General features: G+C 61.0%; 18 protein-coding genes. 9 read left to right on the forward strand and 9 right to left on the reverse strand.

Features of this window, described 5'->3' with window-relative positions; all coding sequences use genetic code 11:
• Positions 1 to 111 precede the first annotated feature (111 nt).
• The 3 genes from prmC to ACVW0R_RS08145 all read right to left on the reverse strand — a co-directional run bounded on the left by prmC (position 112) and on the right by ACVW0R_RS08145 (position 3,532).
• Positions 112 to 999 (reverse strand): peptide chain release factor N(5)-glutamine methyltransferase, encoded by an 888-nt coding sequence (gene prmC, locus ACVW0R_RS08135; RefSeq protein ID WP_041438671.1) that lies wholly within the window; start codon positions 997 to 999, stop codon positions 112 to 114.
• An 11-nt stretch (positions 1,000 to 1,010) separates the two neighbouring features.
• Positions 1,011 to 1,880 carry a Tic22 family protein gene (locus ACVW0R_RS08140; protein WP_099884443.1) on the reverse strand — a complete coding sequence of 290 codons (870 nt, stop codon included), beginning with the start codon at positions 1,878 to 1,880 and terminating at the stop codon, positions 1,011 to 1,013.
• 455 nt (positions 1,881 to 2,335) lie between these two features.
• The gene (locus ACVW0R_RS08145) at positions 2,336 to 3,532 is read right to left on the reverse strand and encodes an ABC transporter ATP-binding protein (protein ID WP_457501910.1); all 1,197 of its coding nucleotides are present in this window, start codon (positions 3,530 to 3,532) and stop codon (positions 2,336 to 2,338) included.
• 224 nt (positions 3,533 to 3,756) lie between these two features.
• On the opposite strand from ACVW0R_RS08145, the gene ACVW0R_RS08150 reads away from it, so the two are divergent.
• From ACVW0R_RS08150 to apcD, 4 genes are all read left to right on the forward strand, one after another.
• Positions 3,757 to 4,482 (forward strand): SDR family oxidoreductase, encoded by a 726-nt coding sequence (locus ACVW0R_RS08150; RefSeq protein WP_099812698.1) that lies wholly within the window; start codon positions 3,757 to 3,759, stop codon positions 4,480 to 4,482.
• A 204-nt stretch (positions 4,483 to 4,686) separates the two neighbouring features.
• Positions 4,687 to 5,295, forward strand: a complete 609-nt coding sequence (gene folE / locus ACVW0R_RS08155) for a GTP cyclohydrolase I FolE (RefSeq protein ID WP_049749847.1) — start codon at positions 4,687 to 4,689, stop codon at positions 5,293 to 5,295.
• Positions 5,296 to 5,395: 100 nt separating this feature from the next.
• The gene (locus ACVW0R_RS08160; protein ID WP_228375371.1) at positions 5,396 to 6,904 is read left to right on the forward strand and encodes a PilT/PilU family type 4a pilus ATPase; all 1,509 of its coding nucleotides are present in this window, start codon (positions 5,396 to 5,398) and stop codon (positions 6,902 to 6,904) included.
• Positions 6,905 to 7,091: 187 nt separating this feature from the next.
• Complete coding sequence (apcD, locus tag ACVW0R_RS08165; RefSeq protein ID WP_011431562.1) at positions 7,092 to 7,577, forward strand: allophycocyanin subunit alpha-B; 486 nt, start codon at positions 7,092 to 7,094, stop codon at positions 7,575 to 7,577.
• Positions 7,578 to 7,643: 66 nt separating this feature from the next.
• Here apcD and ACVW0R_RS08170 read toward each other — a convergent pair whose 3' ends face one another.
• Complete coding sequence (locus tag ACVW0R_RS08170; RefSeq protein ID WP_099812700.1) at positions 7,644 to 8,324, reverse strand: HEAT repeat domain-containing protein; 681 nt, start codon at positions 8,322 to 8,324, stop codon at positions 7,644 to 7,646.
• A gap of 88 nt (positions 8,325 to 8,412) precedes the next feature.
• Here ACVW0R_RS08170 and rpsO point away from each other — a divergent pair, with 88 nt between their 5' ends.
• Together rpsO and ACVW0R_RS08180 are read left to right on the forward strand one after the other, a co-directional pair.
• Positions 8,413 to 8,688 carry a 30S ribosomal protein S15 gene (gene rpsO / locus ACVW0R_RS08175; protein WP_011431560.1) on the forward strand — a complete coding sequence of 92 codons (276 nt, stop codon included), beginning with the start codon at positions 8,413 to 8,415 and terminating at the stop codon, positions 8,686 to 8,688.
• Between the two features lie 35 nt (positions 8,689 to 8,723).
• On the forward strand, positions 8,724 to 9,158 hold the full coding sequence (locus ACVW0R_RS08180) for a photosystem II biosynthesis protein (RefSeq protein WP_457501911.1): 435 nt from the start codon (positions 8,724 to 8,726) through the stop codon (positions 9,156 to 9,158).
• A gap of 24 nt (positions 9,159 to 9,182) precedes the next feature.
• Here ACVW0R_RS08180 and ACVW0R_RS08185 read toward each other — a convergent pair whose 3' ends face one another.
• The 5 genes from ACVW0R_RS08185 to ACVW0R_RS08205 all read right to left on the reverse strand — a co-directional run bounded on the left by ACVW0R_RS08185 (position 9,183) and on the right by ACVW0R_RS08205 (position 15,814).
• Positions 9,183 to 10,385, reverse strand: coding sequence for a carbohydrate ABC transporter permease (locus ACVW0R_RS08185; RefSeq protein WP_228375370.1), 1,203 nt, complete (start codon positions 10,383 to 10,385; stop codon positions 9,183 to 9,185).
• Positions 10,386 to 10,486: 101 nt separating this feature from the next.
• A complete protein-coding gene (locus ACVW0R_RS08190) occupies positions 10,487 to 11,839 on the reverse strand; it encodes an ABC transporter substrate-binding protein (RefSeq protein ID WP_011431557.1) in 1,353 nt (450 codons plus the stop codon).
• A gap of 155 nt (positions 11,840 to 11,994) precedes the next feature.
• Positions 11,995 to 13,647 carry an ABC transporter permease gene (locus ACVW0R_RS08195; RefSeq protein WP_240527786.1) on the reverse strand — a complete coding sequence of 551 codons (1,653 nt, stop codon included), beginning with the start codon at positions 13,645 to 13,647 and terminating at the stop codon, positions 11,995 to 11,997.
• A gap of 54 nt (positions 13,648 to 13,701) precedes the next feature.
• Complete coding sequence (locus ACVW0R_RS08200; RefSeq protein WP_011431554.1) at positions 13,702 to 14,706, reverse strand: ABC transporter substrate-binding protein; 1,005 nt, start codon at positions 14,704 to 14,706, stop codon at positions 13,702 to 13,704.
• 517 nt (positions 14,707 to 15,223) lie between these two features.
• Complete coding sequence (locus ACVW0R_RS08205; RefSeq protein WP_011431553.1) at positions 15,224 to 15,814, reverse strand: thioredoxin family protein; 591 nt, start codon at positions 15,812 to 15,814, stop codon at positions 15,224 to 15,226.
• A 137-nt stretch (positions 15,815 to 15,951) separates the two neighbouring features.
• Between ACVW0R_RS08205 and ACVW0R_RS08210 the strand changes: the two genes are divergently transcribed.
• The 3 genes from ACVW0R_RS08210 (at position 15,952) to ACVW0R_RS08220 (ending at position 19,782) form a co-directional block, all read left to right on the forward strand.
• Positions 15,952 to 16,770, forward strand: a complete 819-nt coding sequence (locus ACVW0R_RS08210) for a TatD family hydrolase (RefSeq protein WP_228375368.1) — start codon at positions 15,952 to 15,954, stop codon at positions 16,768 to 16,770.
• A gap of 124 nt (positions 16,771 to 16,894) precedes the next feature.
• Positions 16,895 to 19,402: a sensor histidine kinase gene (locus tag ACVW0R_RS08215; RefSeq protein WP_099887306.1), complete on the forward strand. Its 2,508-nt coding sequence runs from the start codon at positions 16,895 to 16,897 to the stop codon at positions 19,400 to 19,402.
• Positions 19,402 to 19,782 carry a DUF309 domain-containing protein gene (locus ACVW0R_RS08220; protein WP_041438668.1) on the forward strand — a complete coding sequence of 127 codons (381 nt, stop codon included), beginning with the start codon at positions 19,402 to 19,404 and terminating at the stop codon, positions 19,780 to 19,782. Before ACVW0R_RS08215 ends, ACVW0R_RS08220 begins: the two co-directional genes overlap by 1 nt.
• The last annotated feature ends 7 nt before the right edge of the window (positions 19,783 to 19,789 follow it).

A 19,789-nucleotide genomic window follows, 5' to 3' on the forward strand; every position in this document is an offset into this window, starting at 1 on the left:
CGGTTTTACATACCTAGCCATACCAAGCAGCCATACTGAACATACTGGGCATTATTTTCAGTATAGTCCAGCATATCATTGACTAGAGTCATGCTTTTTCTTCCCAACTTTCTAGCCGACGAAGTGGGCGCTGACCACCCGCTCAATTCCGGCCAAATCCCGGTGGACTTGGATCTGCTGATAGCCGCCTCTGGCCTGCAACTGCTCCGCCACCCAAGGGGCTTGGCCTTGCATCACCTCCACCGCCCAAAAGGAGTTGGGGGCCAAGTAATCCGGTGCTTTTTGAATCAAAAGCCGCAAGTGCACCAGCCCATCTTCCCCGCCATCGAGGGCCTGTCGTGGCTCGTGCAGCCGTACCTCGGGCATGAGGTAGGCCAGCTCCCCGGTGGGGATATAGGGCGGGTTGGAAACCAGGCCACGCAGCCGACCTCGCCAGGGATCCAAAGGCGCAAACCAGGATCCCTGTAACAGCTTCACCCGTTCCTGCAGATGATAGTCCGCCACATTGGCTGCCGCAACGGCCAAAGCCTCTGGGCTCACGTCCACCGCTAGAAGCTGCAACTGGGGATGCCCCTGGGCCAAAGCGATGGCAATGGCCCCGCTGCCGGTGCCCAGGTCGGCAAAAGGGGATCCCGGCGGCAGCAGGTTAGACTGCAACCAAAGGGAGGCTTGCTCCACCAGCAGCTCGGTCTCCGGGCGCGGGATCAACACCGCTGGCGTTACCCGCAAGCTTAAACCTGCCCACTCTACCCTTCCCAGCAGGTACTGCAGGGGGATGCGCTCTGTCAGCCGGCGCCGCCACAGCTCCTCTACCTCCGCCAGCGGATCCCCCTGCAGCGTCGGGGGCCGACCCAGCAAGCGCTCCAACGATCCCCAGCCCAGCCGTTCCCTAAGCAGAAGTTCCACCTCCTGAGGAGGGATGCCGGCGGCTTGCGCCGCCTGCAGAGCCTGGGCACGCCAGGCCAGCAATTGCTGCACCAGCGCAGAGGGGGATCCCATCAGGAGCTAGGTCAACGCCGCTGAGGCTGGGGAGTGGCAGAGCGAATTAACGATTGCACGTACTCCAGCGACGCGCGCGGCGGAATGAAAGCGATCTTCTGCACATCCTCCTGGGCGTCAGGGGCTAACATGCGCTCCACCACGATGGCCAGGGAAGTGACCTCGATCTGGGTTTTGCCGACCACCTCGGGGTTCTGCGCCGCCGCCCGGTCTAAAGCCCCCTTCAGGTCGTTGCGGTCGAAGAAGAAAGGCACCACCTCCTGGCCATCCTGCTCGATGGTCAGCAACCCCTCTCCCGAGCGGCCATAGAACAGCGGCACGCCGATCACTTCCGGCGGCACCTCCTGACCCGTTTCTTTCAGCACTTGCTTGGCCGCCTCCACATCAGCAGCCCGAGGCACCACCTCAAAGTACAGATTGCTATTCTTGGCCCGCTCTTCTTCCGACTTTTCGTAGGCGTAGCCCAAGGGAATGGGCACCACCTGGGCTTGCTGGCCCACCTCAGGGTTCTTGGCTTTCACCTGATCCAACGCTTGCTGGGCTTGGTTCTGATCCAGCCAGAAAGAAGCCACCTGGATGGTGCGACCCTCCCGCTCTACGTTAGCGACCACAGGGGTGCCGTTCTGAGACACAATGGCAAAAACCGGCACCAGATTCAGCCGCTCCGCCACTTCTTGACGACTCATGGGGGCTGCCACTGCCTGAGTCGAGAGGGGCCCCCCTTGAGCAAAAGTAGGAACTCCCCCCCAGATCACCCCCGCCAACCCCAGCAGGAGGGTGCTGCGAACTGCCGCTACGAACGCGGCCCGCCCGCCTGCCTGAGCTCTACGGCGGCAGAGGGATCCCAAAAGCGGCACTGCATTACCGCGCATCATTTTCATCTCTACTCCTGGCATCACGCCTTGTCTTCGTTGCTATTGGGTCAGATCCCTGAAACACTAACCGACGACCTCTGCCCAAGAGGAGCTGACCAAGCTCACCTTGCTCAACACAGCTCAGGCTGGCCATGCGGCGCACTCTTGGGACTTTGGGGACAGCGCCTGGCGAAGCTGGTCCTTGCTGACACTACGCCCCTCTACCCTTTTTGACGAGCGCCCCCTGGGCCACCCTAGAAGGCAAGGTTAAAGCATTTGCTCAACCCCTGTCGAGGGGTAAAGCCCTCGTTTTGGGTGGGGATCCCGCATCACCTCCTACTATATACGGAGTCTAACAAAGCGGATCCACACCAAATACAGATAGCCCCTCCATCCTCTGGCTGTAGAGTCTGGGCTGAGAAGGCAGGATCCTGGGAACGCGGCAGCGGCGTGGGGCGCCTGGGCTGAGGGCAAAGATCCCATCAGGCAAAGCTCTTGCTTCCCGATCCCGCTACTGACTGAGGTTCCGAAATGGGAAACAGACGGCCCTGCTCGACGGTAACTTGAACCCGCGTGCCCACCGGCAAAGCTTCCCGCGCCAGGGCGTGCAATTGCTTGCCCGTCTCTGTAACCAGACAATAGCGATACTCTCGCCCCAGAAACTGTCGATCCCGAATGGTAACTCTCCCCTGGGGATTGGGATGCAGACGTAACTCCTCCTGCCGGATCATCAGCTCTCCCTGGCGCAGATGGGGATCGGGCTGATCCCTCAAAGCCTGAAATGGGATGTGCAGCAGCCCCTCAGCTTGCCAACCGAACTCCCGCCGCTCACAGCGAAGAAAGTTGGCCTGGGCGATGAATTCCGCCACAAAGCGGGTAGCCGGCTCCCGATAGACTTCCTCCGGGGATCCCCATTGCTCAATACGCCCTTCCCGCATCACCGCCACCCAATCGGAAAGGCAGAGAGCCTCCTCTTGGTCGTGGGTAACGAAAATGGCCGAGGTCTGGGTTTGCTTGAGGATTTTGCGGATTTCTTCCCGCAAGTAGTAGCGCACCTGCACATCCAAGTTGCTCAACGGCTCATCCAAAAGGATTAGGCTGGGCTTGGGGGCCAGAGCTCGGGCCAGGGCCACCCGCTGCTGCTGCCCGCCTGAAAGTTCATGAGGATAGCGGTGGGCGTAGTCCTCTAGACCCACCAACCGCAACACCTCGTCAGCCCGTTCCCGCGCCTGTTGGGCAGCGCCTCCCACCTCAGCCGAGGAGGAGCGACTGCCGCCCCCCGCTGCCGACGCGAACAGGGCAGTGGGCCGGAGGCCAAACATCACATTGGCCAACACATCCAAGTGGGGAAACAGGGCAAAATCCTGAAACACCAGCCCCACCCCCCGCCGCTCCGGTGGGATCCACTGCCCCTCCCCGGCCACCACTCGCCCCCCCAGCAGGATCCGCCCGCTGTCTGGCTGCTCAAAGCCGGCAATGGTGCGCAATAAAGTGGTCTTCCCACAGCCCGATGGGCCGACAATCCCCAGAATGTCTCCCTGGGGCAGGCGAAACGCCACTTCCTGCAAAACCAACTGCCGCTGGCCGGGAAACCCCTTGCTGATGTGCTCAACCTCAAGAGTGTAGGGAGAGTCCGTCCGGGCAGCGGTGGACGTCGAGGAAATCAAAAACTCGGCCATGATCGTTGTTGCAAAAGATTTTCACTATCTTTACCAGACTACCATACCTCAGATCCTTCCCGGCCCGACGCCAGTCAGCTAGAGGGCGGCGGAGAGGGATCGATGCCAGTCTTTCCTGTTTGCTTGGAGGGGCAGGCAGGAATTAGTGTTACACTGGGTTAACGAAGTTTCCCAGGCTCTGGTGGCGCTTATTCTCGACGGCGCATCCCAGAGTTTTATTGTGGATGAGTTTTGAGACCCAGTTTCCCGAACGTGCCCTGATTACGGGGGCCAGTCGAGGGATCGGCAAAGCAGTGGCCCTAGCCCTAGCTCGGCAGGGGGTGGCAGTTGCTCTGGTGGCCCGTTCCCATCCCGATTTGCTGGGGGTACAGGCGGAGATCCAGGCAAAGGGAGGAAAGGCGGAGGTTTTTCCCATCGACTTGGCCGACTTAAGAGCCCTGCCGCAGCGGTTGCAGGCTCTCCTGGATCAATTTGGTGTTTGTGATGTCTTGGTCAATAACGCCGGCATAGCCCATGTCGGGCCTTTGGCCACCTTATCTTTGTCCGATTGGCAGCGGGTGATCGACTTGAACCTGACGGCAGCTTTTCTCTGTGCCCAAGCCGTCCTGCCGGCGATGCGCCGGCAGCGCTGCGGCACGATTGTCAACATTATCTCCATTGCGGGCAAGCGAGCCTTTCCCAATTGGGGGGCTTACTGCGCCAGTAAGTTTGGCCTGCTGGGCTTTTCTCAAGCCCTGGCCGCAGAGGAACGGCAGCATGGCATTCGGGTGACCAGCCTGTGTCCCGGAGCTGTGGATACACCTCTTTGGGATACAGTTCAGGTCGATTTCGACCGTTCCAAAATGCTCTCGCCGGAGTGGGTGGCGGACTTGATTGCCCACATCGTTCGCCTGCCCAAGGGTGCTGTGGTGGAAGATCTGACCCTCATGCCGGCAGCAGGGGCCTTTTAGGCTGGGCTGGAGCTGGCTTTTCCTGTAACGGCCTTTGTGACTGAGCTTTTGAGGAGATCTGCCTGCACCGCCTCCCTCGACAAGTTCCTTCAACCCTTCGTTCAACCCAAGGAATATCCTGCTATGACTCTTGCCAAGCCTGGATCCGGTGCCGAGTTTCGACTCAACGACAAGGCCAACCTGAAGTCTCGCCTTGTCCGAGATCTGTCCCATGCGGCGGGGCAAGAGCCCGAGGGCTCAGAGAGCCTGGATCCGGCGATGGTAGCGGCAGTGGAGACGTTGCTGCGGGGAATTGGGGAGGATCCGCAGCGGGAGGGCCTCAAGAAAACGCCGGAGCGGGTGGTGGCCGCCCTGAAATTTTTGACCAGCGGCTATCGGCAGTCCCTGGAAGATCTCATCAACGGCGCCATCTTCGACGAGGGCCACGACGAGATGGTGCTGCTGCGGGATATTACTTTGTTCAGCCTCTGCGAGCACCACCTCTTGCCCTTTATCGGCAAGGCCCATGTTGCCTACATCCCCCGCCAAAAGGTGGTGGGCCTGAGCAAGATCGCCCGCATTGTCGAGATGTACTCCCGCCGCCTGCAGGTTCAGGAGCGCCTTACCCGCCAGATCGCGGAAGCTTTGATGACCATGCTGGATCCCTATGGGGTGGGGGTGGTTATCGAGGCTACCCACATGTGCATGGTGATGCGGGGGGTGCAAAAGCCGGGCTCTTGGACGGTCACCAGCTCGATGGTGGGGGTGTTCCAGGAGGATCCCCGCACGCGGGAGGAGTTTTTGAGCCTCATTCGCCACCCGTCCAACCTTTAAGGATGCCGCGGCGCTTTGCCGGCAAGAAAGCTAATCCTCTGCTCTGGCTGGGCATACTAGCTTAAAATCGACGCAGATCCTGCCAGAAGCGAGGCCTGTTATGAGCGAGGTTAGCCCCGAAAATCAATTTCCCACCGACTTAGACTCCGGTTGGAAGCCGCCGACCCCGCCTGTTATCCAGCGCCCCGCGCGTGCGGCCGCGCAAGCGCCCTCGGCAGAACCCCCAACCCAGCTAGATCCGGTGCTGGGCAGGGCTGCTCCTCCCCCTGTCGGGAGCGGATCCCGTCCTGTCCCCAGCGCCCCCAAGCCCATCTTGGGCCGGCCCGTCCCCCCAGATGTGGCCGTCGCCCCCCCGCAGACGCCGGTGCCCATGCCGGGCCCTGCCACTCCCCCGCAGATGTCTCCGCCCCCTCCAGCTCCTGCTGCCCGGCCTCAGGTGTCTCCCCCCAGCCCCGGTTCGGCTGCTCCGCCTTTTGGGCCGCCGGCTCGCCCCACGGCTGCTGGACGGATCCCGGTGGCCGCCGCTGCTCCTAAGTCTGCCCCCGCTGGACCGACGCTGCGCCAACTGGTGCAGGAAGCCTACGAAAAAGGCTACTCGGATATTCACCTGGGGGTGGGAGAGGTGCCCCGTTTCCGGGATCGGGGGCAAATTGTGATAGGCAACTACCCGGTGACCACCACCGAGGTGTTCTATAGCTGGCTGCGGGAAAGCCTGCCGGAGAACCAAATCCGCCAGTTTGAGGAGTGCCTGGAGCTGGATACCGCTATCCAGTACGAGGGCTTGGTGCGCTGCCGGGTTAACTGCTTTGTTTCTCTGCTAGGGCCTGCCATGGTGCTGCGCCTGATCCCGCTCAAGATCTTGACGCTGGAGCAGTTGCGGGCGCCGGAGGTGCTCAAGCGCATTGCCGAGGAGCACAAGGGCCTGGTACTGGTGACAGGCCCCACCGGCTCCGGGAAGTCCACAACCCTGGCGGCGATGGTGGACTACATCAACTCCAACTTTGCTAAGCACATCATCTCGATTGAGGATCCCATCGAGTTCGTCCACCAGAGTAAGAAATCGCTGGTGCGGCAGCGGGAGGTCGGCATCCACACCCTGGAGTTTGCCAACGCCCTCAAGGCTTCGCTGCGGGAAGATCCGGACATCATCCTCATCGGGGAGATGCGGGATCGCGAAACCGTGGATACGGCTCTCAAGGCCGGCCAGACGGGCCACCTGGTGTTTGGAACCCTGCACACCAACAGCGCCGTCCGCACCATCGAGCGTCTCTTGGGGATCTACCGGCCAGAGGAGCAGGAGCCAATGCGTCTGCAACTGGCCGAGACTCTAGTAGCAATTATTGCCCAGACGCTGGTGCGCACCACCGACGGCAAGCGCACCGCTGCCCACGAGATTATGCGCAACACCGATGCCATCCGCGACTACATCAAACGGGGTGCCGTGGACGAGATCGAGGAGCTGATTGCCGACGGCTCCTACGAGGGGATGTGTACCATGAACCAGTCGCTGTTTCGGCTCTACCAAGAGGGGCGCATTACAGAGGAGGTGTGTCTGGAGGCGGCTCCGCGGCGCAACGAGATGGCCCAATGGCTGCGGGGGCGCATCTGAGGTCGCTGCCCCGCAGGGTGGGTGCTTGAGGGAAAGCTCGCCCTATCCTAAACTGAGAGCAAGCGGCAAGGCTGGCTTTCTGGGCCATATTCTCATCTCCTGAGCCGAGCTTTGGCTTGCGGGATGGGTGCCGGATTGGTGAACAAATTGAATTGAAAGCAAGTTAGCAAACAGGAGAATTCCTACCGTGAGCGTGATCAACCAGATCATCGAGACCGCAGACGACCAACTGCGCTATCTCTCCGTCAGCGAACTGCAAGCTATCAAAGATTACATGAGCAGCGGCGAGAAGCGTTTGCAGATCGCTCAGGTGTTAACTGAGAACAAAAAACGCATTATCGATCAGGCGCAGAAGCAGCTATTTGCCAAGCGACCCGAATACATACAACCCGGCGGCAATGCCTACGGCGAAAAGCGCTATAACCAGTGCCTGCGGGACTACGACTGGTATCTCCGCCTGGTGACCTATGGCATCATTGCCGGCAGCAAAGAGCCGATCGAGTCCATCGGCTTGATAGGGGTGCGGGAGATGTACAATGCCCTCAACGTGCCCATTGCCGGTATGATCGATGCGATCGTGTTCTTGAAGGAAGCAGCCCTCAGCCTGCTGGATCCGGACTCCGCCGCCGAGGCTGCCCCCTATTTCGACTACATCATCAATGCCATGAGCTAGCTCGCCTCTCTTGAGGAGGGAGGCCGGTCTGGGCGGTGGAGAGGCAAGCTTTGGTGGTCTTGCTGCCTACAGAGATGCCAGGGCGGTGCGGGCGTGGGCGGCCACCTGCTCTTGGGGATCCTGGGCCAGCCGGGTTAGGCCGGGGCGGGCGGCTTCGGTGCCGAGCTGGGCTAGAGCAATGCAGACGCGGTAGCGCAACTGCCAATCGTCCGAATCGATGAGGGGCTCCAAATGGGGGATGGCCCGCGGATCCCCTAGATCTCCCAGGGCAGCGGCAGCGGCTGTTGTTAGCAGCTCGTCTCCTTCCTGTAAAACCTGCACTAGGGTGTCGAAGGCGGCGGGGTTGCCCAGCTCGCCCAGCGCGGCGACAATGCTAAAGCGCACCAGCCACTCCGTCTCTCGCCGGTAAGCCTCTAGCAGATCGTCTAGGGCCTGTGGCTGCTTCAGATCCCCCAGGGCGGCGGCGGCGGCAGCCCGCACATCGAACTCGGGGTCCTCTCGCAAAAACTGTCGCAGAATCGGCAAAAGGGCAGCCGGGTCGACACCTGCGCCGGAGAGCGTGCCCAATTGGCTAATGGCGGCATAGCGGACGCGGGCATTCTCGTCGGTTACAGCTCGCTGCAACAGCGTCAAGGCTTCGGTCGCGGGGAGCTCTCTGGCCTTGTTGACGGCGCGCAGCCGATCCCCCAAGTTCTGAGAGCTCAACAGCTCCAGCAAGGCCGGCAGATCCCCAGAAGTTGTCGTCATCTCCTTTTCTCCCCCTAACCCGGCTATAGCAAAGGACGAAAAGCCGATGTTATCATTCTGAGGCAGTGCATCCAGTTTTTGTGAACTTATGGCCTTACTGCAGCAAGAGAAGCAGGAGATTATCGAGACCTACCGACTTCACGACACTGACACCGGCTCTGCCGAGGTACAAGTTGCTCTTCTAACCAGCCGTATCAACCAACTCTCGCAGCACCTTCAGAAAAACCCGAAAGATTTCAACTCGCGCCGCGGCCTAATGATGATGATCGGTCGGCGTAAGCGGCTGCTCAACTACATTGCCAAACGTTCTCCCGACCGCTTCCGGGAGCTGGCCGAACGGTTGAACATTCGGGTGAAAAAGTAGGCAGCTAGCTAAATCACTGTCGGAGAGCTACCTTCGTGGGCAAGTCCAGGCGCTATTCCAAAGCCTCCCGCCGCCGCTCCAGCTCTACCCCTGCTCAGGTGGAGACGCAACCGACCCAAAGAGAGCCGGTTGCTGTCATTCCCCCTGAGGTCAGCCGGCGTATGGTGCGGCGGATCTTGGTCTTTTCCGGGATCCCTTCTGGCCTTGGCTTGAGCAGCTTTTTTGTCAATTACTATCTCTTAACCAACCATGTGATAGCCCTGCCCCCCTACTTTACTTTGGTGGAGTCGCTGGCCTTTTTCGGCCTTGGCTTTTTGGGCATTAGCTACGGCGTGTTCTCGGCTTCTTGGGATCCAGAGCCGGGATCCCTGCTGGGGATTGACGAGTTCCGCCGCAACCTAGGCAATGTTTTCAAGCAATGGCGCGAGTTGTCTGACCCTTCTAAGCCGTCGGAAGCTGACGAATCCTAGATTTTGCTCTCTCCCCCAGCCCCGTTATCCCCCATACGTTACATTCCGCTCGGTGGTGCGGAATTGCAGGATCGTCAGGCCCACCACAATTAAGAAGAGCACAATGGATTGGGCGGCTGCCCTGCCCAAATTGCCTGACGATACGCCAATCTTGTAGATCTCGTACATCAACACCGAGGTGGATCCGGAAGGGCCGCCGGCAGTCAGCAAATCAATGGTGCCGAAAATATCGAAAAAGGCGTAGGTCATGTTGGTGATCACCAAAAAGAAGGTGATGGGGGAAAGCAGCGGTAGAGTGATGGAAAAGAAGCGGCGAAGGGCCCCCGCCCCATCGATGGCAGCCGCCTCCTGCAAATCTTTAGGCAGGTTTTGCAGCCCAGCCAGATAAAACAAAATGTTGTAGCCCATTTGCTTCCAAACGCTGGCAAAGATCACCACCCAAGGGGCTAAATTGGGATCGCTCAGCCAGTTCAAACGTGGGATCCCTACTAACCCCAGCAAGTAGTTGGCTACGCCGCCCAAGGGGTTGAAGATAATGAAAAAGATGATACCGGCCACTGCTGGCGAAATGGCGTAGGGCCAGATCAGCAAGATGCGATAGATTGCCGCCCCGCGGATGGGCTGGTAGGCCAGCGTGGCAATCAACAGGGATCCGCTCAGCCCCAACACCACGATGGCCGCCGAAATGGCGAAGGTAATCCCCAGGCTGCGCAGATAGGTGGCATCCGTCAGCAGAGCGGTAAAGTTGTCCACACAGACGAAGCGGCTGCGCGGCGCGCCCACAAAGGTGAGCAGGGTGGAGAGGCGCAGGGTATCCAGCCCTGGATAGTAGAGAAACACCACCAAAATGGCGAAGGTGGGCAACAAGAGCAGCCACGCCAGCCACCCCTGCTTGAAGATACCCCTCTCTTGGGGAGCTGCACTGGGGATCCCCAGGCGGCGCTCCCGCTCCTTGCGGATCCAGGCCAGCAGCGGCCAGAGGGGGATGGCCATGCCCGCCAGCACCAACCCCACGCCAAAAGCGAGGTCGATGGCCTTGCGCTCCGGCTCAAAGGTGCAAAAATCCAGCGGCACCATGAAGATCAGGGATCCCAACCCTCCTGCCAGCCCCCCCAGAGCCGCCCCCAGCAGCACAGGCCGCTCGATGCGCCGAAAACGGGATCCCACCCAGAGGGCCCCCGACAACCCCGCCAGCAGCGGCAGCAGCACTTGGATCCATTTCCCCATGTTCTCTCTCCCATCCAACCTTGCAAAAGCCAAAAAGGGGCAGGCCGCCGCCCACCCCCCATCCTCAGATTTTGCTTTGCTGTAGCCCAGCTCCTGACCAATTACTGATAGAGGGAGTTGTACTCGGCCAGAAGCCGGTTGGCAGTCTCGTTGGCCCTGGCCATGGCTTGGGCCGGATCCCCGCCCTTGAGCATGAGATCTTCCATGGTCTGGGTTACCACATTGCGAATCTCAGGAAAGGCTCCCAGCAACGCCCCACGGGTGGCAGGAGTGACCTTGGAGTTGTTGATTTGGTCGATAGCAGTGAAGAAGTTGGGGTTTTCCTTGAACCAGCCCTGCGACTCCAGCAAGGCTACCGAGCTTTTGCGAATGGGCAGATAGCCGGTCACTTGGTGCCATTCGGCAGCATTTTCGGTGTTATTCAGCCACAACATGAAGGTCAGCGCCCCCTCTTCCACCTCTTTGGGCAGATCCTTCACCAACCAAAGGCTGGCGCCCCCGATCAAGTTCCCCGTCCAACCCTTGTCGGCGTTGTAGGGCATGCGGGTGGTGACCAGCTCGATGTTGTTCTGCTTGGCGGCGTTGGTGATGTTGGCCGCGTCGGCGCTGCTGGTGATGGCCATGGCGACGGTGCCGGTTTGGATGGCTTGCTCCGTGGCCGCCCAATCGCGCTGCTTGCCGCTGTAGATGTAGTAGCCTTTGTCATACATCCCTTTCCACCAGGTGGCGATAGCCACCGAGGGCTGCGAGTCCAAAAAGACCTGGGTGGCCCGGGCGGCACGGCCATTTTCGTTGTTGGCCAAGAGAGCATCTTGCTGCGCCATCCACTGCTCGTAAAACCAGCCGTGGTTGGGCCAGGTGACGCAGCCCTGGGGAGCGTCGGGAAGCGCCATGATCTTCTCACAGGCGGCTTCTAGCTCCTGCCAGGTGGCCGGCGGCTTCTCGATCCCGGCCTTCTTCAAAATGGCGGTGTTGGAGTAGAGGATGGGGCTGGAGCTGTTCCAGGGCATGGAGGTGAACTTGCCATCCAGGGTGTAGTAGCTCACCACCGGCTCGATAAAATCCTCGAAGTTCACCGGGATCCCGTTCACTTCGGTGCGGTTGCCCAGCGCCTCGGCGATGGACTTGAAGTAGCCGAAATCCCGTGCCCGTTGGGTGCCCACCTCAAACCACTGCACCACTGCCGGAGCGGCTTTTTGTTGAATAGCGAGGTCGGTGGCCTGTTGAATTTCTTCGTAGTTGCCGTAGCCCTCAACAGTTACATTGTATTGAGGAAATTGCTTGTTGAACTCTGCCGCCTTTTGACGGGCCCAATCGAGACGGTTATCGGTAAAGGCAATCCAAACTTTGACGTTGGCAGGAGACTGGGCAAAGCTGTCAGCAGCCAGGAAGGCAGCACCAGCGGCAGCCGCCAGGCCGGCCAGAGCAGCCAGGAAAGTCCGACGGGTATTCATAAAATAAAATGCAGTCGCATCCACTAAGGGCAGGACTGATACTAGCGCAGCGACATTAAGAGCAGGTTATAAACCGGGGATCCTGAAGGGGCAACCCATCCGTCGCACCACCACCATCGACCCCCATCCGTGAAGGATCTGGTGGGATCCCCTGCTTAAGGCTGCCCAACCTGCCGCCGCAGCGCCTGGATCCCGGCAGCCAAGCCAAAGAGAACGAGTACCAGCAGGGTGCTCAGAGCTGCTGCCTGGTGGGTGTAGCCCCCCTGTTGCAAGCCAAAGATGAGCCACCCAAAGGTTTCTGAGCGGGAGGTGACCAAGAGGGCGGAGAGGGTCAGCTCGGCAAAAGATTGCAAAAACACCAGCAACACCGCTGCTGTCAAGGCCGGTGCCAGCAGGGGCAGCAGGATGTAGCGAAAAGTTTGCAGCAGGGAGGCCCCGTCGATGCTGGCCGCCTCCTCCAGGCTGGTGTCCAGGCTGCGCCAAGCAGCTTGCATCGGTTGCAGCGCCAGGGCCAAGAACCGCCCCAAGTAGGCCATCAGGATCAGCCACAGGGTGCCGTAGAGGCTCAGCCCCGGCAGGGGAGGGGGCAACCACACCAAAATGAGGGACAACGCAAAAATCAGGCCCGGCAGGGCATAGGGCAAGTCCACAATGAAGCTGAGCAGCGCCAGCAGCCGTGCTTTCAGCCGGGTCAGGGCGTAGCCCAAGATCGTCGCCATCCCGCTGCAGAGCAGCGCTGCTCCTCCCGCCAAACCCAAACTGTGCAGCGTGGCGCGGCGGGCCCGCTCCAGCTCAAACAGAACCAGCCGGAAATGCTCCAGCGTCAGGTTAGACCAGACCAAGGGCAGGCCATAGGCCCGCAGCAGGGCAGTTGCAGCCATGGCCAGCAAAGGCCCAAGGATGACCAGCAAGGCTGCGGCAAAGAGGATCCCGCTGAGCAGCCAACCCAGCCAGCCCAAGCGATAGGGATCCGGAGGGGCCTCGCCCGGATCCAGCCCCGCCTGAGGCTGCTGTGACCAGGCCAAAAAGAAGAGGGCCGGCAGGCCAAAGAGCAACGCCAGCGCCGCGCTGCGCCCAAACCCATCCCCGCCGAAGTTGATCACCTCTTGGTACAGCAGGGTGGGCAAAGTCAGGTAGCGTCCTGGGATCCCCAGCAAGGCCGGGATCCCGAAATTGCCCCAGGCCCCCAAGAAGGCCAGCGCCGCTGCTGCCGCCACAGAGGGCCGCAACAGGGGCAGCGTGATGAAGAGCCAAACCTGCAGCAGGTTGGCCCCATCCAGTTGGGCCGCCTCCTGAGCTTGCTTGGAGAGCCGGCTCAAGCCCGCCACCAGCGTCAGGTAGGCAATTGGCAGCACAAAAAGAGCCAGCAGCAGGATGATCCCCCCCGGCGTGTAGAGGCTCCACAGGGATCCCTGACCCCCCAAAATCCAGCGCAGCCCCTGCTGCAAATAGCCCACCGGCCCGGCCCATTGGATCCAGGCCAAGGCCAAAACCTGGGGCGGAACCACAAGGGGAGATAAAAAGAGCACCCGCAGGATGCTGCGGCCCGGCAAATCTGTCTGGGTGGTGAGTACCGCCAGCACCAGGCCGCCGACCAGCGCCAATGTGGCTGAGACCGCCGACACCCAAAGGCTGTGAACCAGCGCCAGATGGACACGGGGCGTTTCCAGCAACCAGCGGATGTTCTCACCTTCCCCGCTCAAAGCTCGCTGCAGCAGCCGCCAGAGGGGATAGGCATGGGTCAAAACCAAAAGGCCCGGTACAGCCACCAGCCAGGGAATGATGGGGTGCCTTAACCCTTTACTCAAACCCTCCCCCAGAAACGTTAGACCACGCCTTTGCCGACGCCCAAGGGATCCCACCTATTCCTCAAACAACTTGGCAAAGCGGGCCTTGTCGGCCTCGCGGCTTTGGGCCAACTCTGCTGCCGGGGCGCTCAAGATCTTCAGCTCGCTCAAAGCGGGGAACCCTTTTGGCGGCGTCACACCCTGCCGCAGCGGCATGTAGCCCATCTCAGCAGCGACCTCCTGCCCCTTCTGAGACAGCAAGAAGTCCACAAAAGCCTGGGCAGCTTCCAGGTTAGACGTTCCTTTGACAATTCCCACCGGCTCGGTAATCACCGGCACGCCCTCCTTGGGATAGACCACCTCCACTGGGGATCCCTCGTTGCGGCTGCGAATGGCAAGAAAGTCCACCACCATGCCGTAGCTCTGTTCGCCACTGGCGACGTTGCGGGCGACAGCGCCATTGCCCTGCACCAGCACCGTTTTGTTCTTTTTCAGGGCTTCGTACCACTCCCAGCCCAGGCCGGGGGTGCGTGTGATCACCCCCAAATTGTAGGCGGCAGCACCCGAATAGGTGGGGCTGGGCATCACCAGTTGGCCTTCCGGAACCTGGGCTAGGGCCGCCCAGCTATCCACGGGCTGGGCTTTGGCCGTGTTGTAAACGATCACCGTGGCCAGGATCTTGGTGCCGAAATAGTGGCAGTCTGGATCGTAGTAGGTGGCGGCGATGGCCTTGGCTTCAGGGCTGCAGTAGGGCTCCAGCAAATTGCGGGATTTCAGCAACTCAAAAGTAGGCGCATCGGCCACCAGCAGCACATCAGCCTGGGGACTACCCTTTTCGGCTTCCAGCAAAAAGCGGCTGATCACCTCCTCGGTGCCGGAGCGAAAGATCTCCACCGAAACCTCTGGATAAACTTCCCGAAACGCAGCCACGGTTTTCTGAGCATCTGCATCGGGTTGGGAAGTGTACAAACGCAAGGTGCCGGACGGCTTGGCCCAGGCTGGGTTCAGGGATCCCCACCCAAGGGGCTGGGCAAAAACCAGGCTCCAGAGTACCGCCAACAAAGGTAGAGGACGCTTCATCGTTTTCCCTCGCTTGAGAGCTTGACCTGGACTCCGCTACCAACTTGCCAAAGACAAAGGCATTTTCGGATTTCAGATCGCGTCCAGATCGCGACAGTGAAAATCCACTTCGACCTTCGCCCCCTGCAATTTTTGCCTTTGGCAAGAGTCAGCCATCGCTAAACTACCCCAGGAAGATTAACCCGAGGTTATCTCTGGATTCATCGAGGATGTTGAGATTCTCCCCGCGGCTACAGCTTGCCTTTGGAGTCCTTTCCGGTTTGTCAGAGTTAGTTCTGCGCCCTGGGCTACCCAGAACTTGCGGCTGATGCCGCAGCCCCCTGGGAGAGGGGAAAACCCTGGGCGCCGCCGCAGGCAAAAACCCTAGCTTCAAGGCCTGCAGCCTGCTGGCACAAAGGAACCCGGAACTGCCCTGGCTACTTTTTCCGCAGATTCCCCCAAGCCCACCCCTACTAGAGGCGCCCGGCGGGCTTGGCTGGCCGGTCGGCTCAGGCTTTCCCAAGGGTTGCTGGCGAATTTAGGCTTGCTTGAAATAGTCGGGCTCATTGCCGGGTTTCCACTTGATGTTGCAGCCGAGGCTGGGCTTTTGGTCGGGATCGATGGGCTTGCCCGCCAGCAGGTTATCCAGCGCCGCCCGCAAATCTTTGCCCGTCACCGGCACATCCGGCAGGCTGGGGCGGCTGTCGTCCAGTTGGCCGCGGTACACCAGCTTGCGCTCCGCGTCGAACAAGAAAAAGTCGGGGGTGCAGGCCGCCGTGAAGGCCTTGGCCACCTCTTGGCTTTCGTCGTAGCAAAACGGGAAGGTGAAGCCCAAGGTCTCGGCCATCTTCTTCAGGTTCTCGGGGCTGTCGTCGGGGTATTTCTCCACGTCGTTGGCGCTGATGGCTACAATGCCGACGCCGCGATCCTTATAATCTCTGCCAATGCGGGCCAGCTCCTCTTGCACATGCTTCACATAGGGGCAGTGCTGGCAAATAAACATCACCAACAGGGCCGGCTTGTCGGCAAAGGTGGAGAGGGAAATGGTTTGGCCGCTCACCACATCGGGCAGGCTGAAGTCAGGGGCAGGGGTGCCCAGAGGCAACATGGTCGAGGGAGTACGGGCCATAGCAAACCTCCAGCGTAAGGTTTCCTCAATCATCATGGATCATCCTGCTCCTCCCGCAGCAGCCCCCACCCCAAGCAGGCCGGGAACCGCTTTTACAATTGGATAGAGTCCGCAACATTTGGTTCGGGAGCTGAGCCTTGAGCACCGCCGTCTTGCCCGCTGCCCCCCTCGTGGATACCCACGTCCACTTGAACTATCCCGATTTTGCCGAAGATCTGCCGCAGGTGGCCGAGCGCTGGCGCCAGGCCGGGATCCAGCAACTGGTGCACTCCTGCGTAACGCCGGCGGAGTTTCCCCAATTGCAGGCCATTGCCGACCAGTATCCGGAGGTGTTTTTGTCGGTGGGGCTGCACCCTCTGGAGGCGCGCCAGTGGCAGCCGGATCTGGCCGAAAAGATCGCCCAGTTGGCCGCCGGCGACCCCCGAGTGGTGGCCATTGGGGAGACAGGCCTAGATTTCTACAAGTCCGACCCGGCCGATGTGGAGCGGCAAACAGAATCCTTCCGCGCCCACATTGCCCTTGCCCAGGAGCAGGATTTGGCCCTGATCGTCCATTGCCGCGAGGCGGCAGCAGCCACCTACGAGATTTTGAGGGAGGCCATGGCTGCCAGGGGGCCGCTGCGGGCGGTGATGCACTGCTGGAGCGGATCCCCGGAGGAGACGCGACTGTTTGTGGAGCTGGGCTGCTTCATCAGCTTTAGCGGCATCGTCACCTTTAAGAACGCTGAGACGGTGCGCCGCTCGGCCCAGGAGGTGCCTCTGTCCCAGCTTCTGGTGGAAACCGATTGCCCTTTCCTGGCCCCCACCCCCTTCCGCGGCAAGCGCAACGAGCCGGCCCATGTGCAGCGGGTGGCCCAAACCCTGGCGGAGCTGTTGCAGATCCCCTTGCAAGACCTGGCCCGACAGACCAGCCAAAATGCCGCCCGCCTCTTCCGCCTGCCTCAGCCCCCCTTGTGAAGAAGGGTGGAGAACTTTTGGCATTTTTTAAGCTTTTTACTTGGGGCTCTCTAACTTCCCGGCAGGGGGCGCTATCGTGAAAGAGGAGGTGTAGCTTCCAATACTTTTGCACTCCCCTATAGCTATGGAAACCTTAGCCCCTGCAGCCTGCGCCAGCCGGGATGTCCTCATCAACCGCATTACCCACCAGATCCGGCAATCCCTGGAGCTGGATCAGATCCTGAGGGCAACGGTGGAGGAGGTGCGCGCCTTTTTGGGCACGGATCGGGTCAAGGTATACCGCTTCGACCCGGAAGGCCATGGGACGGTGGTGGCGGAAGCCCGACAAGCCGAGCGGTTGCCCTCCCTCTTGGGCCTATCGTTTCCGGCGGGGGATATCCCAGAAGAGGCGCGGCAGCTGTTTCGCCTGGCCCAGGTGCGGGTGATCGTGGATGTGGAGGCCCAGACCCGCTTCCTCAGCCAGCCGGAGTCGCTGGGCCACTTTGCCCAGGCCCGGCCTTTGCCCCTGGGCGAGGTGCCGCAGCGGCTGGTGGATCCCTGCCATGCCCACTACCTCAAGTGCATGGGGGTGGCCTCCTCCCTGGTGGTACCCCTCCTGCATCACCAGCAGTTGTGGGGGCTCTTGGTCTCCCACCACGCCGAGCCCCGCTCCTACTCTGCCGAAGAGCTGCAGGTGGTGCAGTTGGTGGCGGATCAGGTGTCGATTGCCATTGCCCAGGCGGAATTGCTGGAGCAGGCGCGGCAAAAGGCGCAGCAGGAACGTTTGATTAACCAAATTGCGGCGCTGGTGTACTCGCCGCTCCACCCCGAGACCACCTTGACCACTGTGCTGGAGCAGCTTACCGCCGGCCTCCAAGGGATCGGGGCGCGGCTGCGCATCCGGTTCCTGGGCCTGGACACCCTCTGCCACCATGGGATCCAGCCGCCGGCAGGCTACGACGCCTGGCTGCAGGAGCAGGTGGGAAGGCCCAAGACAGCAGGAAACGGGGTGAAGACGTGGTCGCTTTCCCAGTTGGAGAAGTGGCCAGAACTGCAGGCCCAGCTGCAGCAGACGCCCATTCGCGGGCTGCTGGCGGTGCCGCTGGTTTGGAACGAGCAGCTGGTGGGCTGGCTGAGCGTCTTTCGCGGCGCCCTCTGCCAAGAGACCCACTGGGCCGGCTACCGCTGGCCCGCCCAAGGGGAAGGTGGGGAGGATCCCCGTCAAGAACTGCCGTTGATCTCCTTTGCCGCTTGGCGGGAGCTGAAAGTTGACGAGCCCAAGGCCTGGTCGGCCGCGGAGCTGGAGCTGGTCGGCCGCGCTGCGGTGCACCTGGCCCTGTCGATTGCGCAAAACCAGCTCTACCGGCAGTTGCAAGATCTCAACGCCCGTCTGGAGCACGAGGTAGAGGAGCGGACGGCGGCCCTGCAGCGCTCTTTGGCCATGGATGCCCTCTTGCAGCGGGTTACCGACCAGGTGCGCAGCAGCCTAGACGAAGCCCAGATCCTGCGGGCGGTGGTGCAGGAGTTGGCGCTGGGGCTGCCCATCCAAGGCTGCGATCTCTGCCTCTACGAGGGAGCAGCCGGCCAGGCCACCGTGCGCTATGAATACACCGCCGCCCTGCCGCCCGCCGGCGGGATCACCCTAACCCTGGCCGACTACCCAGATCTCTACCGACAACTGCAAAGGGGGCAGGCGGCGCAACTGTGCCATCTGCCGGGGCAAAGCTGGATCCCACGGCGGGAAGGGCTGACGCTTTTGGTTTGCCCGCTGCGGGATGACCAGGGGGCGTTGGGCGATCTGTGGTTGGCCAAGGCGGCAGCCGAGTGCTTTGATACCCTGGAGATGCAGGTGGTACAGCAGGTAGCGGATCACTGTGCCATCGCCATCCGCCAGGCTCGCCTCTACCAGGCCTCGGTGCAACAAATCAGTGAGCTGGAGCGCCTCAACCGCCTCAAAGATGATTTTTTAAGCACCGTCTCCCACGAGCTGCGCACCCCCATCACCAACATGAAAATGGCCATCCAACTGCTGAAAATGGCCCGCACCCCCCAAAAACGGGAGCAATATCTGCAAATCCTAGAGCAGGAGTGCGAGCGCGAGGCGGAATTGATCAACGATCTGCTGGATCTGCAGCGGTTGGAGCAGGGATCCAAACCCCTTCATCTTGAAGAAGTGTCCCTGGCCGCCTGGCTGCCCACTGTGCTGCAGCCCTTTGTGCAGCGGGCCGAGGCCAATCAGCAACAGTTGCAGTGGCAGATTGACCCGAAGGTGGGCAAGGTGGTGACGGATCAGGCCGCCTTGACGCGGGTGGTACAGGAGCTGGTCAACAACGCCTGCAAGTACACCCCGCCTCAGCACCGCATCACGGTGACGGCGCGCCGCCTCAGCCCTGAACAAGTGCAAATTCGGGTGGTCAACGAGGGGGTGGAGATTCCCCGCAGCGAGTGGGAGCGCATCTTCGAGAAGTTCTACCGCATCCCCAGCGGGGATCCCTGGAAGCGGGGCGGCACCGGCCTGGGGCTGGCTTTGGTTAAGCAGTGGATGCAGCGGCTGGGGGGCTGCGTCTCTATAGAAAGTGGCCAGGGCAAGACGTGCTTTACCCTGGTGTTGCCGCAAGGATCCCTGCCTGGGCAGACCTCTTGCACCGCGTGATGGGCGATTGCGATTTGGAAGCGCTGCAACGGGCGGTTGAGCAATTCAACCGGGGGGAATTCTACGCCTGCCACGACACCCTGGAGGCCCTGTGGATGGAAGCGGTGGATCCGGAGCGGCGCTTCTACCAGGGGCTGTTGCAAACCGCCGTGGCCTACTACCACCTGCAAAACGGCAACCGCCGCGGCTGCATGATCCTGCTGGGGGAGGCCAACCGCAAGCTGGCCGACTTTCTGCCCACCTACGCTGGCTACAACCTGCAAGCTCTCTGGGAAGCCAACCAGAGCCTCCTGCAAGAGCTCTCTTGCCTCCAGCCTGAGGATCCCTTGCCCCCGGTAGCCTCTCCTACTCTGAGGGTTGTTGGCGGTAAGCCCGATTGAGATGAGA

Source organism: Thermostichus sp. MS-CIW-15 (genome assembly GCF_054060575.1).